Source organism: Legionella nigrisilvae (genome assembly GCF_977063395.2).
Map to the genome: position 1 here is coordinate 22,821 of NZ_CDRUGZ020000038.1, position 13,719 is coordinate 36,539.

The window sequence follows — 13,719 nt, forward strand, 5'->3', positions numbered from 1 at the left end:
TGCTTGACTCAAAAAATTTTTTTGATCCATTAATGAATAAACAAATAATATGCATTGGCGGCATAACCATTGATCGCAAATTAACATCCACCCATCAACTGCAATTAGGGACATCCAATCCCGTTTCATCCATTTCAAGCTTTGGTGGTGTTGCTCATAATGTTGCAAAAAATCTTTCATTATTGACTAACAATGTTCATATCTACGGCGTAGTAGGCCAAGATAATGATGGACTACACGCCATTGCCCATTTAAAAAGTATGGGCGTGGGAATCCAAAATATTCTTACTATTCATAATAAATCTACAGCTCACTATGATGTTATTCTCGATAAAGAAGGAGAATTAGTTCTTGCTTTAGCCGACATGGAAATTTTTGATCATGTTCCCTTCGATCAATTTACGTCTTCTTGGTGTGAATGGAATAATGAAGAGATTGTATTTCTGGATACTAATTTACCTCATGTTATTATTGAATATGCCATTCAAATAGCGCGCACCCAAAATATTAAGCTATGCATTGATCCGGTTTCTGTGAGCAAAGCCCGAAAATTACCGCCTTTATTAGAGAATATTTTTCTGTTGAAACCGGACCGTTTTGAGGCAGAAGCTTTAACACAAACTCATATTCATTCAGTGTCTGACTGCATCAAAGCAGGCCAGATATTGTTGGATAAAGGCGTTAGGAATTGCATTATCAGTTTGGGAAAATCAGGTTATGTGATTGTTAATGAAACCGTTAAAAAACATGTTCCAGCATTTTTTATTGATCCAATAGTCGATGTCAGTGGAGCAGGAGATGCTTTCATTGCAGGAATTCTTTATGAATTAAAAAAGAACACACCCATAATTGATGCCTGTCATACAGGGGCAGCAATGGCTGCTTTAACCGTGCAATCATGTCACACCGTCAATGAACAAATAAATTTTGAAGCATTAAAAAATATTCAACTAAACCATTCAGTACGAGAAATTCATCATGAACCAATTTTTTGATTACTCCCCCGAAGTAAAAGCAGCGCTTGAGCATAACAAACCGATACTGGCATTAGAATCCACAATTATTTCTCATGGCATGCCTTATCCTGATAATTATGAAACCGCACTAGCAGTGGAGCAAATTGTACGGGAACTGGATGTGACACCCGCAACCATTGCTGTGATTGATGGAACAATTAAAATTGGTTTAACAACAAATGAATTGCAGCAATTTGCAAACAATAAAGAGGCTTTGAAAGCAAGCCGACGCGATTTACCCTATATGTTAGCCAATCGGCACTCTGCAGGAACTACAGTCGCTGCAACCCTATTTTGTGCTGCTAAAGCAGGTCTTAAATTATTCGCTACTGGAGGAATTGGCGGGGTTCATCGAGGCGATGCACAAGATATTTCAGCAGATCTTATTGAAATATCCAGAACTCCCATTGCGGTAATTTGTGCAGGGGCCAAAGCCATACTCGACCTGCCGCGTACCTTAGAATTTTTAGAAATGATGAGTGTGCCTGTAGTAGGTTATCGCACGCAAGTACTGCCCGCGTTTTATACCGATGCAACCCATCATCCGTTATCAACCTGGGTTGAGGATGTATCAACCCTTGCAGATATATTAACAGCACATTGGGGTTTAGGCATGACATCAGGTGTCTTGGTCACCAACCCGATTCCTGCAGAATTTAATATTCCAGTTCAGATCATCGAACCTGTTATTATGAATGCCATACAAAAAGCGGAACAAAATAATATCACAGGAAAGGAATTAACTCCCTTTCTCTTAGCCGAAGTTGCCCAACTCACGCAAGGAAAAAGTTTGCTGGCCAACATTGCTTTAATTAAAAACAATGCACGCCTAGGGGCTGAACTAGCACGTATTATTTATTCCTGACTGTAACATAAGAATTGTAGCCTGGAGCACGACTTCAGGTTACTCGTTTAATTCATAGTACCTTTTACCATACATGCGCCAATGGTATTGCTAGTACTCTCTTTAGCCACTAGAAATCCTGTCTCGGATGAATAATTCATAGCTAGGGGATTACAAATCATGGCCCGGATTAATCTAGGCCCCATTCCAGGCATACCGGCATGCATAACTTTTTTATTATCAATAAGCAATACATCCCCTTTTTTCCACAAACAAGATGAATAATAACTTCGCATGAGTTGAGCGAGTTCTTTTATCTCTTTGTCGTTAAAACAACTCCCCACTTTTACTGTTTTCGCTGATAACCTTTTATTTTTTCTACTCGCTTTATAATTGGATAGTTTTGTGCGTACAATTTTATATGCATTTTGAGGTGAATTAAAAAAAGAAATACACACCATAGCGAGTAATTCTACTAAATTGAACATTGAGGTAGGTAAACGCCAAAAAAATCGATGCCAAAACCAAATCTTCCCTTTATAGTCGTTCATAAAACACTTTCTCAGTTCATAATTAAGTGTAGGCAGCTCAAACATATTGATTTGCAGGGCTTTTTCTTGAGTAAGAGGATGTTCCCAAACACTGGGCTTATACATCAAAACAAACTCATTTTCTCCATCGCCTTCAATTGGAAAATTGAATTTCTGGCATACTTTTTTTACCGCATCCTGAGAAATTTGATATCGTTCTGCAATTTCGGCAACCGACCATTTACAAACAAAAAAAGAATTATTTTCTAATTTTTGTTTTAGCTCATCTTGCAGATGGCTGTAAATTTTTTGCGTATTAATTAAACCGGTCTCCCCCCCTAACTCTGAGGGTTGGAAACAACAAAAACAAAGATAACTAGGAACATCAGCAGAATAATAATTTTCCGAATGGAAGCCCCCTAGATAGAGTGTTCCGCCCGTTTTATAGACGGAATTAGTATGTAGCACAAATTGCAGATTATCCACGCGATCGCGACCATTTTCAGACATAAATGCTTCACTAATACCGCGAAATTCTGGGATACTCAAAACAATCCTCTCGAACTCCTCATCAGTATTGATAGCAAAACCTCTTAAAAGAACTGCTCCATACTGAGCCATATCTGCAATAATTTGTTGCGAGTTAGATTTAAGGAACTGTTGCAAAAACTTTAGATCTGTTGCATCAGTTGCCTCAATAACCAGTGGCATTTCATATTCTTCGGATAATATGAGTCGCTCCTCTTGACGCAGAAATCGCGTCACCACTCCTTGGTATTTCGTGTACATATCCTTAAAACGTCCTTATAAAATCGCTCATAAAAACTATAACAAAAAAAATGCACGAAGATAAACCATCTTATTTAATTCATACGAAATCATTTGTTTCGAATAAAAATTAGTAAGCGCCCAATGGATACTCCCGCATTGCAAGAAAAATAAATACTATGTTTGAGTAGGTGTGGAGATTTTTATTGCCAATTTAAACTCTTGGTCTTCATAAAAAGCGGGCCAAGCTTGAATAAATTGCATCAAGTTTTTATTTGGGACAAGAGTCTTACCTCTTATGTTCTCCTGCGTCATTGGATCAGGGATTGGAAGTGTATTACTCACTGTTGGCAACCCAACTTGTTTCTTTTTTATCCATTGCTCAATGGATTTTTTCTCATAAGAATGTCCACTAGGACTTAACACAGGTTCGGTCATTGTTTCAGAAAATATAGGATCCTTAATATCTTCATCAATTTTTTGTAATTTGCTCCAATACTCTTCTGGCATTAAAATAGTTGCTGAAATGTAGTTGATAATGTTCTTTAGCTTAATATTGGGATAAAAATCTGCTCCTTCTTGCAGATAAGGATATTTTTCCAATAAATAGCTGCGCTCATAGCTAATTCCATCATCAACGCGTGTCACTGGATCTTTCATTACCTTCATCTGCCCTGTTTTTAATACTGAAATTGGACAACAAAGGGCCATGCTGATCCCTTCGGGCAAAAAAACTTCTGTTGATTGCACGGTGGATTTGGGTGACAAATCGATAATGTAAGTTGAATAACCTGTTAATTTTGATTGCTGTCCTGCCTTCGGGTTAATCCTATTTTCTATATAATATCCATTCTCGGCTAGAGTTTTTAATAACCCCGGAAGATGAGGCTTGGCCTTATCGGCCGTCATATCGATAAACCCCCCCACTGAATCCACTACTGCAAGAAAGATATCACTGCCAGGAATTGAATTATTTAAAATCCATCCGTGATAATTCGATAACATGTAACGCTGAGGCCCATTGAGTACCCATTGGGTTAACTCTTTATCCCAGCTAACCGATTGAACTGTAAGTAAGCCAGCCACTCGGCTATCGCGGATTAACCATAGCTTTTCGCTACTGTGTTGTAACTTAGCAATCTTTGAACAACCATCAGGCTGAATAAGTAACTGCTCCAGTTTAGTAAAGAGCATTCTGTCCGTTTCATCGGGTTCCATTTTACCGTAGATAAAAATATCCGCATCATTAATTTCTTCTATCTTAAGCTCCATTTTTTCTCCTTGTTATTCAGTAAAGGATAAATGTATCCTCGAATCAAAAACACGCTTTTAGCGCAATAGCACAGCTTTTTGATCAAAATTAAAAATTTAATAAGATAGACAAATAAAAATGGAAACTCATTCTCTGTCGTAAAGATAAAAGCGCTACTTATATTAACCCAGTTATTCCCCTAAATTACTTAGGGGAATTACATACAATCTACTTGTTAGAAAAAGTACTAGGTACTTGCGAAACAGACGCCTCTTCCTTCTCTGATGAATGATTCTTCTCTTGCCACCAGTAGTGGAGTTTTTGACAACCGTGAAGGGCAGCTTTATATAAATCGGGAAGTATAGATACAATAGCATCAAGAAAATCAGTAAAGCCACCTTTGTTGTAACCGTAAATGCAACGGCTAAATTCCGCACCTTTTTTACTGAGTGCAATCGTATCGTCTGTTTTAGAAAAGAATTGATTAGGATTGAAGCCTAATTTAAATCTTTTTTCATACTCATTTAATTCTTCAGCAAATTTACCCTCAATATCATCCGCAATGAGATGTTTTACTTGTTTTTCCGTAAGAACAGGATAAAGCACAGCCATCATATCACGTATCGATTCGTGGGTAGTCAAAAGACTGATACTGCTATTGCGTGTTTCCTCACCTTCACCCAGACTCCAATTGCATACACCTACTAAAAGAGCCAATGATTCTTGATATTCTTTATATGCAATAGCACGTTGTTGAATAAAATAAGCGGTAGCCCCCCAACCTATCCAACCTAAAAGGCCAACCACAGGCAGAAACGATAATGCAGTTGCAGCTACCCCAAAAACCACACTGCCTATGATTTTTTGATCGATATTCTTGAGTTGCGTGGATTTTTCTCTCACCAGCGCAGTACATCTCTTTAAAAATTCAACATGTTCACTATTTTTTATTCCGAAGTGTTGTCCTTCATTAATCGCAACACCGAGTTGGTTGCCATCAGCAGCATAAACTCCTTTTGCAATAGTAAAATAATTTTGGGACTGCGATTGAAGTTTACTGAGATCACTGCTGATCCCTAATTCCGTCATGGAGGTATATTCAAGTTTGTCTTTTAGTCCTAAGAGCGCAAATACTGATGACATTTTGTTCTACTCATAAATAAAAAAGGCATTCTAAATTTAATTTAGAACAATGACAATGAGTAAATGTACAAAATAAGACTTAAGTGCATAACTACCTGATTTATTATTTTTTATTGGGGAAGAGATCAATTTTCTTTCTAAAATTTTGACGAAATAGTCATCATTTGTTTAACAACAAGAAGACAATTTACACTTAGTTTTTTTTCGCAATTAATTGTTTAATATCGAGAGCTATTTCACGGATTGTTTTTTCTTTATGGATGTCATTACGAATATCAAGATCAAACTCATCCTCTAGATCGAAGAATAAATTAACTAAATCCAGGGAACGAGGAACAATTTGGTCAATCGACTGATCCAAATCAATATCTTCAGGTGGGATCTCTTGAGTTCTTGCAATTAAATTGATAACACGATGTTCTACTGTTTGCGCCATAAAAAATCCTTCTTTTATTCACTAATATATAATGTTCCTTCTATTTGAGTATACAGTCAGCTCTGGTTCAACTCCATTAATATTTATTATAAAGTCTCAACCCATATATCTTGGTAGTCTTAGTCATTTAAAAACCGAATTTCTTAAAGCACTGAGTCCCTAATGATTTCATCGCACTACATTGAATTATTGTTTTTGTCGCGGCGGCGTCGTTGGCAATTTGAATGACAAAGGACTTACCATTAGAACAAGCGATATTCCAATAGGCCGCATCATTCAGATCTACACCCTGATAAAAAGCTTCGGTAGGAATACATGGCTCGCCTGCTGAGTTGATAATCCCACTTAGAATTTGTGCTTTCTGCTCTGAGGTTCTACTTAATAAAATATTATTAGCAATGTTGGCATAATCGCAAGAAGAAACTACCAAGAGGAGCATCATCATAGACTTACTCATAAATGCATCCCTTAAAGTTGAATTGCAGCGCTTTAGCAAGATTTAGGTCTATATGATGTTATTGTAGAATATGTAATGGATTTCTCCATTTAATTCATAAATTGCTCATCAAATGGAAGAATTAACTAAGGTGTTCAGGAGAAAAAGCATCGTAACATTTTTTCTCCTGCAATCTGTGAATTCTAGCGTTCATCACAGACGGTGTAATATCCATGGCGAAAAGGATTACTGCGTGATCTAAACTTATAATCACGACAACGTTGTCCATGATCATCGGTATACCGTTTATCTAATCGAAATGAAAAATCACCAAAATTCATATCTTGTTGCCATTCTCGTTCTTGCCGTACCCTGTCTTCCTCATCCATTTGTTTTAAAAATTTACTAAGCTTACTGGTATGTCCAACTGAAACAAAAGAAGTAATGATTAGAAGTAAGATTATTTTTTTCATAACTAGACCCAAATGAATACAAACAGCTCGTTATTAAACCACAATTTATCTCAATAAACAAAAACTTATAAGGGCAAAGAAAGACGTTGTATACTATAAGGAACTAAAGAGCACTGAAAAATAAGGACTTTTAGATGCGAGCCCAGCCTTTTAAAATAACAATAATTTTTATTTTACTGAGTATGCTCCTTTATCTTTTGTTACTCTCTGTTATTCAATATCCTTTGACCACCTTATTTAAAATACTTCCCATTGCCATACTGATGGTATTTGTTGTTCAAACCAACCCTCCGAGACACCTCAAAATTTTATTACTTTGTGCCTTAGGCTTTTCCTTAATTGGTGATGTCTTTCTAACTCTTCCTACGAAGGTTGCATTGCAACTAGGAATCTTGATGTTTATGGGTGCACATTGCATGTACATTAGTATCTTTTTAATCAACATGCGATTTCAAAGAAAAAATTTGTTTTTCTTTTTACCCGTTTTAGTCTTTGTCCTAATAAGCTTTTACTTTTTATCCCCCTATTTAGGCGACTTAAAAAAACCAGTAGCCATTTATCTATGCCTGTTGACCTTCATGGTATTTTGCTCTTTTCAAGTGAAACAACCATCACTGTTGATACAGACTGGAGCTTGTCTTTTCTTATTGTCTGATTTTGTTTTGTCATTAAACTTATTTGTTCTATCGGATAACAAACTCACAACGATTTTGATTATGCTTCTCTATTATGCCGCCCAGTTTTTATTAGTAATAGGCATCACCAAGAGTTCAGAGTTAGTGGTTTTTGAGTTACGTGATATGGTACGCAGTTTAAAAAGGACCTAGGTCAAGAGATGCACTAACCCCGTAAAGGGTTCTTCAACGGTATCATCGTTGATATCTCCATACAAAGATTTGTTTTAATGTAGATCGGTTCTGAATGCCGCGAACCGGTCCCGGGACCTAGCGTGGGATAAATTGTTACATTCCCTAAAGGCTAAGTAACAAAATCATCCCAAGCCCAATATACTACTCAGTAATTACCCTATTTTTTTATAAGAGTCGTGGCCAATAAAACGAGCCCCAGGTCCTTCGTGAATAATGTCGGTAGCTTGTTTGCTGAGTATGGATAGGGTGTCAATGGCTTGCTGGTTTTTATCAAAATGGCCACTAACACTCAATATTGAGTCACACATCGGATAAACCACACTGAAGGATATAGCATTACCAACCATATAACCGGTAATAGGTCTTTTTTGATTAATTGCTTGTGGGCATGTTTTAGAAGCAACTGCTGTGGTGAAATAACCTTCAATTTTATGATCTGCTAAGATATTGAGTTCTAAAATTGATCCTCGTTCATTCTTATAAGCAATTGTTTTTTGCTCTGCATAAACAGACTGGGTCAATAAAGAAGAGACAGCGATTGTTAGACTACAAAAAAATTTATAATTCATCAGATACTCCTTTGTGATTTTGACTACTTAGTGACTTAATTCTGGGTTGGGGTGTAACATGTTACTATGCCTAGGTCAATAGCTGCCGTTCGTGGAATAAAGTCGGGAATCTGTCTCTAAATTGAGACCTTCCTTAAAAGATCAACTCTTTTTGACACATAGAATTCTTGAGCTTAATATACATAAATTAAATACCCCAAGATTGCATAGCTGCTAAAATTTGAGCAGTTCGTAATAAAGCTCAGGATGGGTTTGAAATGCAGAAACTGTTGCTCGTTGTTTTGACTCTCTTATTGCTCACAGCCTGTGAAAAAGAAAATAAGATATTTAGTGGATATATTGATACCGACCTGGTTTATTTGTCAGCTGATTTTGGCGGCCGGCTGACTGATTTAGCTGTATTAAGAGGACAGTTAGTCAAAACGAATCAATTTTTATTTAAGCTTGAGCAAACCAGCGAATTGTATAATGTCAAAATGAGTAAATTAACTAACAAAGATTTACTTGCTCAACGTCAACAAATTGTGACCCAACTCAATTACAATGAGATTAACTACCGTCGTACTTTGGAGATGCGCAAGCAAAATGCAGCAAGTCAAAATGATCTTGATGCAGCCAAAAGAGATCTAAACATTTCAAAAGAGCAACTTAATGATATTGATTTTAGAATCAAAAACAATCAAGTTGATACCGCCGATAAAAAATGGCAGATGACCCGCAAGGAAAACTTTGCACCTGATTCAGGAATTGTGTTTGATACATATTATACCCAAGGTGAGTTTGTCCAAGCAGGTGCGCCTGTGCTTTCCTTGATTATCAAAAATAATATTAAGGCTATATTTTTTGTTCCTGAAGAACGACTTGCTGAATTACGTCTTAATGAGCACGTTAAGATTAAGACTGACCACAATGAACATTTTGCGGAAGGACATATTTTCTTTATTTCAAATATTGCTGAATACACTCCCCCTATTATTTATTCCCGTGAGGAACGTCAACGTCTTGTGTTCCGAATCGAAGCAAAAATTGATAGCCCTGATCTTGAAAAAATTCATCTCGGGCAACCTGTTACCTTGGAATTAGCTTGATGAGTGATTTTGTAATTGATGTAAAACAATTAACAAAAAAATTCGATAAGAAAATCGCGGTCGATCATATTAATCTACAAGTAGAAAGAGGCTCCATATTTGGTTTTCTTGGCTCAAATGGTAGTGGCAAGACGACGACTATTCGAATGATCTGTGGTCTTTTAACACCTACCGATGGAGAAGGATGTTGTCTTGGATATGATATTAAAACTCAAAGCGATGAAATAAAAAAGCGTACCGGCTATATGCCTCAAAAATTCAGCTTTTACACGGGATTAACTGTTCATGAAAACCTTCGCTTTATTGCAGATATTTTTCAAATAAAAAATTCGGCTCAGACAATAGAAGAGATGATCCGCGAACTTGGGCTCGGAGACTATCAAAACGTAAAAGCAGGTAATTTATCGGGAGGATGGAAACAGCGCTTAGCCTTAGCATGCAGTTTATTGCATAAACCTCAATTATTATTCTTGGATGAACCGACAGCCGGTGTCGATCCCAAAGCGCGTAAAGAATTTTGGGATTATTTACATAAAATTTCCTCGCGAGATAACACCACTATTTTGGTAACGACCCATTATATGGATGAAGCGGAAAAGTGCACCGATCTGGCCTATATTAATTTAGGAAAATTATTATATACCGGCCGCACCAAAGATTTAATTCCACAATCAAAAGTCAAAACCTATGTCGTAGAAGTAAATCGGAAAGAACAAAATAAAGTAATGGAGCAATTACTTGCTTCGCAGCCAAAACTATTAGCATCCATTGTAAATAATGAATTGCGAATTTCATCCCGAGATCATAACTTATTAGACCAGGCCATTCAGGAAAACAATCATCTTTCATTTAAAGAGATCACACCATCTTTTGAAGAGGTTTTTATCGGATTAATGCGATGAACTATAAGGGTATATTACAAGGAATATCTCTAAAACGCCTCGGGGGTTTAATACGTAAAGAATTTATTCTTGTCACTCGCGATCGGGGCACTATTGCGATGCTCGTTATTTTACCGATTATGCTGTTAATTCTTTTTGGATTTGCAATTCAATTCGATCCAAAACATTTACCCACTACCATCATCAGTTATGATAATACCCCGTTAACGAGAAGCTATGTCAGCGCACTTGAGGCTTCAGGCTATTTTAAAGTAAAGAATGAACTATTAAATGAAGACAAGAAAAATCAAGATTTCGCGAATGGAAAAATAAGCCTCGCTTTTACTATCCCTCCCAATTTTACTCGGAAGTACATTCGCAAAGAAAATCCCCAATTATTGGTTGAAATCGATGGGAGCGATCCTGGAAGCAGCGCCAGTGCTCTTAGTAATGCGCTTCCCATATTGAATCAAACTCTGAATAGGTTCAATCAACAAGGTTTAGGCTCACCCTCTCCAAGCCATTTGGATAGAAGCGTCAATCTCAACATTCACCGGCTTTATAACGAATCAAACACCAGTTCTTATAATATTGTTCCTGGTTTAATTGGTGTGTTGCTTACCCTCACCATGGTAATGCTAACTTCAACCGCTATTACCTCAGAAAAAGAATCCGGCACGATGGAAATGCTCTTAAGTACTCCATTAAAACCTTTGGAGATCATTCTGGGTAAGGTTATCCCTTATATTGTTTTAGGATATTTACAACTCACTAGTATTCTCATTTTTGGTAAGTTATTAATTCATATTCCTACGGAAGGCAGCATTCTTTTGCTGTATATTGCTGTGGCGCCATTTATTATCGCCAGTTTAATGGTAGGAATGATATTTTCTACTCTCGCACACATGCCGATGCAAGCAATGCAACTGAGTGTCTTTTATCAATTACCCTCAATGTTTTTATCCGGTTATATTTTCTCGTTCTATGGTATGCCTACGTGGGCACAACTTATTGGATATTGTCTTCCCATGACCTACTTTGTCCGAATTACGCGTGGGATTTTACTGAAAGGCAATACACTCGTGCAAATTATCCCTAATATTTTACCTATTTTATTGATCGCTTTTATTCTGATTCTTTTAACAGGAAAAATATTTAGAACGAAGCTCGATTAATAAATTTATTGAATTGGCCAAATTATGAAACTAAAAATTATCTTGCTCAATCTATTTGCCCTGTTACTTGGAGGATGTTGTAAAAACTGCATTCTTCATGAAAAGGTAAGTTATCCTGAAAGTACCCGAAGTGGAATCAAATATCTCAATAACCACGCCGATTTAAGTCATTTTGCATGGTGGAAAAAACTGCACGATCCAGAGCTTAATCAGCTTATGGCCCAAGCCCTAGCCTGTAATGATTCGATTAGAAGTTCTTATGCGACAATTGAACAAGCAAAAGCACAACTTAAAGCGGCTCAATATGCCTGGATCCCAACTCTTGATGCCAGCGCTACCGGTTTTACTGGGGGAACGTGGAATACCCATATTACTCCCAGAGGCCAATTGACAAATAATCCTTTTTTTGGAAACCTCTCCAGCCTGAGGTTTAGGGGATACAACGCCGGGTTTGTTCCAGGATACACTTTAAATATCTTAAATAATATCAGCAACATTAAATCAGCAAAAGCTTCCCTTGCAATGGAAGAAGCTCAATCCCAGTCAATAAAATTAGGTATCATGAGCCAAATGAGCGGGGCATACTTTATGCTCTTGAGTCAACGAGAACAATTGGCAGTAGAGATCCGTCTGAGTACAGACTTAAAAAAACTACGTCAACTCGAACAAATACGATTCAAAAAAGGCGCCAGTACTATCGAGACAATTACTAATTTAGATCAACAAATTGCCCAAGAAGAAGCAAATATTCCCCAAATTGAAAATATCGTGGCACAAAGTGAGAATACGATTCGCCTCTTATTGAATCAAAACCCCGGTCCTATTGCTACTCATCGTAGTTTATTTTCTTTAAATGTTAATCAATTGATTCCTAAATCTTTACCCTCAGCAGTTTTAAAAAATCGTCCTGACATTATGATCGCCTTAAATAACTTAAAAATAGCACAAGCGCAAATTGGCGTGGCATATTCTGCATTTTTCCCAACAATTGCGCTCACAAGTTTAATTGGCGGAGCATCAGTTGATTTAACCCATCTTTTAAAATTGAGTACGAACATTTGGATTGCTGAAGCGGTTGCATCAACAAAAATTTTCAATGCCAGTTCCTATCAAAATATCAAATCAGCCAAAGCTGGATTCAAAGCCATTTATTATGATTACCTAGGAACCCTTCATTCAGCATTCGCAGATGTAGATGATGCGCTTACCAATCAGCAAAAGAACAATTTATCATACCTACAAACCTACAAAGGATATTTAGCAGCTAAAAAATCATTTGCTATTGCACAAGCCCAATATAAATCTGGAGCAAGGGATTATCGCAATGTAATTAATGCAAGAATAAATCTTGACCGCAGTAAATTAACTTTAATTCAAGAAAAAGCTCAATTACTCGATGGTATCGTACAAGTATATAACGCTGTTGCGGGCGGATATGATGCGGGGTAATTTATTAAATAAGTTTTCTGATTCAATCGATTGGAACCTCGGGAACTACATTGGTTTGAATCCCCAGGTTCCATTTCGTCCTTTTAAATCATGCTTTCTCATCCAGTGCTTTCTCAACAACTTTGATAAATCTTCCTGATTCTGGAGAAGTAGTTGAATAGAAATAATCAATAAGTTCTCCGTTACGGTTAATGAGATATTTATGAAAATTCCATTTTGGTGCGGTACCAAACCCTAATTTCTGTCGAGCCCAAAGATAAAAAGGATGCGCATCTTTTCCTGAAACTACTTCCTTGGCGGCCATCGGAAAAGTTACACCATAATTAACTTGGCAAAAACTAGCAATTTCTTCCTCAGTCCCCGGCTCTTGGCCACCAAAATCGTTTGAAGGAATTCCGAGTATAACTAAGCCCTTATCTTTATAGGTTTCATACAGTTTTTCTAAACGTGCGTATTGTGGGGTAAAACCACATTTTGACGCGGTATTTACTACAATCAACACCTTTCCCTTAAAAGAGGACAAAGGTAGTTTTTCATGTCCGCGTAATGTATGGAATGAATAATCATATGCATTATCATGATGTTGGGTATCAGCTGCTGATAAATTAGAAGTCATTGTAAACCATCCTAGTAGTATAAATGAGAGAAAATACATGATTATCCCGGTTATTATTAAATTCAAACTGAATCAGTTTTGGGACTAAAATCAATAATATACTATTGACCTTGTAAAGCAAGAATGGAAAAATCCGCAACTGTTTTTTCCTTAGATACACTAAGGACTATATGT

General features: G+C 36.9%; 15 protein-coding genes. 7 read left to right on the forward strand and 8 right to left on the reverse strand.

Annotation, left to right across the window (positions count from 1 at the left end; all coding sequences use genetic code 11):
- Positions 1-32: 32 nt before the first annotated feature.
- Entirely contained in the window at positions 33-995 is a 963-nt protein-coding gene (locus ACWTE2_RS22465; protein ID WP_454784460.1) for a carbohydrate kinase family protein, read from the forward strand.
- On the forward strand, positions 979-1,881 hold the full coding sequence (locus ACWTE2_RS22470) for a pseudouridine-5'-phosphate glycosidase (protein ID WP_454784461.1): 903 nt from the start codon (positions 979-981) through the stop codon (positions 1,879-1,881). The genes ACWTE2_RS22465 and ACWTE2_RS22470 overlap by 17 nt, the downstream gene beginning before the upstream one ends.
- 47 nt (positions 1,882-1,928) lie before the next feature.
- Here the strand turns inward: ACWTE2_RS22470 and ACWTE2_RS22475 are convergent, their stop codons facing one another.
- From ACWTE2_RS22475 to ACWTE2_RS22500, 6 genes are all read right to left on the reverse strand, one after another.
- On the reverse strand, positions 1,929-3,179 hold the full coding sequence (locus ACWTE2_RS22475) for a TauD/TfdA family dioxygenase (protein ID WP_454784462.1): 1,251 nt from the start codon (positions 3,177-3,179) through the stop codon (positions 1,929-1,931).
- Positions 3,180-3,335: 156 nt separating this feature from the next.
- On the reverse strand, positions 3,336-4,430 hold the full coding sequence (locus tag ACWTE2_RS22480) for a U-box domain-containing protein (RefSeq protein ID WP_454784463.1): 1,095 nt from the start codon (positions 4,428-4,430) through the stop codon (positions 3,336-3,338).
- Between the two features lie 208 nt (positions 4,431-4,638).
- The gene (locus ACWTE2_RS22485) at positions 4,639-5,553 is read right to left on the reverse strand and encodes a hypothetical protein (RefSeq protein WP_182391696.1); all 915 of its coding nucleotides are present in this window, start codon (positions 5,551-5,553) and stop codon (positions 4,639-4,641) included.
- 193 nt (positions 5,554-5,746) lie between these two features.
- Complete coding sequence (locus ACWTE2_RS22490; RefSeq protein ID WP_454784464.1) at positions 5,747-5,989, reverse strand: acyl carrier protein; 243 nt, start codon at positions 5,987-5,989, stop codon at positions 5,747-5,749.
- 127 nt (positions 5,990-6,116) lie between these two features.
- Positions 6,117-6,446 (reverse strand): hypothetical protein, encoded by a 330-nt coding sequence (locus tag ACWTE2_RS22495; protein WP_182391698.1) that lies wholly within the window; start codon positions 6,444-6,446, stop codon positions 6,117-6,119.
- Between the two features lie 182 nt (positions 6,447-6,628).
- A complete protein-coding gene (locus ACWTE2_RS22500; protein ID WP_454784465.1) occupies positions 6,629-6,898 on the reverse strand; it encodes a hypothetical protein in 270 nt (89 codons plus the stop codon).
- Between the two features lie 134 nt (positions 6,899-7,032).
- On the opposite strand from ACWTE2_RS22500, the gene ACWTE2_RS22505 reads away from it, so the two are divergent.
- Positions 7,033-7,725, forward strand: coding sequence for a lysoplasmalogenase (locus ACWTE2_RS22505; protein ID WP_454784466.1), 693 nt, complete (start codon positions 7,033-7,035; stop codon positions 7,723-7,725).
- A gap of 194 nt (positions 7,726-7,919) precedes the next feature.
- Here the strand turns inward: ACWTE2_RS22505 and ACWTE2_RS22510 are convergent, their stop codons facing one another.
- A complete protein-coding gene (locus ACWTE2_RS22510) occupies positions 7,920-8,336 on the reverse strand; it encodes an avidin/streptavidin family protein (protein ID WP_454784467.1) in 417 nt (138 codons plus the stop codon).
- 257 nt (positions 8,337-8,593) lie between these two features.
- Between ACWTE2_RS22510 and ACWTE2_RS22515 the strand changes: the two genes are divergently transcribed.
- The 4 genes from ACWTE2_RS22515 to ACWTE2_RS22530 are packed head-to-tail and all read left to right on the forward strand — an operon-like array spanning position 8,594 to position 12,929.
- Positions 8,594-9,424: an HlyD family secretion protein gene (locus ACWTE2_RS22515; protein ID WP_454784468.1), complete on the forward strand. Its 831-nt coding sequence runs from the start codon at positions 8,594-8,596 to the stop codon at positions 9,422-9,424.
- Positions 9,424-10,326: an ABC transporter ATP-binding protein gene (locus ACWTE2_RS22520; protein ID WP_454784469.1), complete on the forward strand. Its 903-nt coding sequence runs from the start codon at positions 9,424-9,426 to the stop codon at positions 10,324-10,326. Before ACWTE2_RS22515 ends, ACWTE2_RS22520 begins: the two co-directional genes overlap by 1 nt.
- Complete coding sequence (locus tag ACWTE2_RS22525; RefSeq protein ID WP_454784470.1) at positions 10,323-11,480, forward strand: ABC transporter permease; 1,158 nt, start codon at positions 10,323-10,325, stop codon at positions 11,478-11,480. The genes ACWTE2_RS22520 and ACWTE2_RS22525 overlap by 4 nt, the downstream gene beginning before the upstream one ends.
- Before the next feature lie 24 nt (positions 11,481-11,504).
- Positions 11,505-12,929: a TolC family protein gene (locus ACWTE2_RS22530; protein ID WP_454784471.1), complete on the forward strand. Its 1,425-nt coding sequence runs from the start codon at positions 11,505-11,507 to the stop codon at positions 12,927-12,929.
- An 88-nt stretch (positions 12,930-13,017) separates the two neighbouring features.
- Here ACWTE2_RS22530 and ACWTE2_RS22535 read toward each other — a convergent pair whose 3' ends face one another.
- Complete coding sequence (locus tag ACWTE2_RS22535; protein WP_454784472.1) at positions 13,018-13,545, reverse strand: glutathione peroxidase; 528 nt, start codon at positions 13,543-13,545, stop codon at positions 13,018-13,020.
- Between the last annotated feature and the right edge of the window lie 174 nt (positions 13,546-13,719).

Bases quoted from the DNA above. Each gene is read 5' to 3' on its own strand.
- ACWTE2_RS22515 (WP_454784468.1), top strand. From the start codon at position 8,594: ATGCAGAAACTGTTGCTCGTTGTTTTGACTCTCTTATTGCTCACAGCC.
- ACWTE2_RS22530 (WP_454784471.1), top strand. From the start codon at position 11,505: ATGAAACTAAAAATTATCTTGCTCAATCTATTTGCCCTGTTACTTGGA.
- ACWTE2_RS22470 (WP_454784461.1), top strand. From the start codon at position 979: ATGAACCAATTTTTTGATTACTCCCCCGAAGTAAAAGCAGCGCTTGAG.
- ACWTE2_RS22475 (WP_454784462.1), bottom strand. From the start codon at position 3,179: ATGTACACGAAATACCAAGGAGTGGTGACGCGATTTCTGCGTCAAGAG.
- ACWTE2_RS22510 (WP_454784467.1), bottom strand. From the start codon at position 8,336: ATGAATTATAAATTTTTTTGTAGTCTAACAATCGCTGTCTCTTCTTTA.
- ACWTE2_RS22535 (WP_454784472.1), bottom strand. From the start codon at position 13,545: ATGACTTCTAATTTATCAGCAGCTGATACCCAACATCATGATAATGCA.
- ACWTE2_RS22490 (WP_454784464.1), bottom strand. From the start codon at position 5,989: ATGGCGCAAACAGTAGAACATCGTGTTATCAATTTAATTGCAAGAACT.
- ACWTE2_RS22485 (WP_182391696.1), bottom strand. From the start codon at position 5,553: ATGTCATCAGTATTTGCGCTCTTAGGACTAAAAGACAAACTTGAATAT.
- ACWTE2_RS22520 (WP_454784469.1), top strand. From the start codon at position 9,424: ATGAGTGATTTTGTAATTGATGTAAAACAATTAACAAAAAAATTCGAT.
- ACWTE2_RS22465 (WP_454784460.1), top strand. From the start codon at position 33: ATGAATAAACAAATAATATGCATTGGCGGCATAACCATTGATCGCAAA.
- ACWTE2_RS22495 (WP_182391698.1), bottom strand. From the start codon at position 6,446: ATGAGTAAGTCTATGATGATGCTCCTCTTGGTAGTTTCTTCTTGCGAT.
- ACWTE2_RS22525 (WP_454784470.1), top strand. From the start codon at position 10,323: ATGAACTATAAGGGTATATTACAAGGAATATCTCTAAAACGCCTCGGG.
- ACWTE2_RS22500 (WP_454784465.1), bottom strand. From the start codon at position 6,898: ATGAAAAAAATAATCTTACTTCTAATCATTACTTCTTTTGTTTCAGTT.
- ACWTE2_RS22505 (WP_454784466.1), top strand. From the start codon at position 7,033: ATGCGAGCCCAGCCTTTTAAAATAACAATAATTTTTATTTTACTGAGT.
- ACWTE2_RS22480 (WP_454784463.1), bottom strand. From the start codon at position 4,430: ATGGAGCTTAAGATAGAAGAAATTAATGATGCGGATATTTTTATCTAC.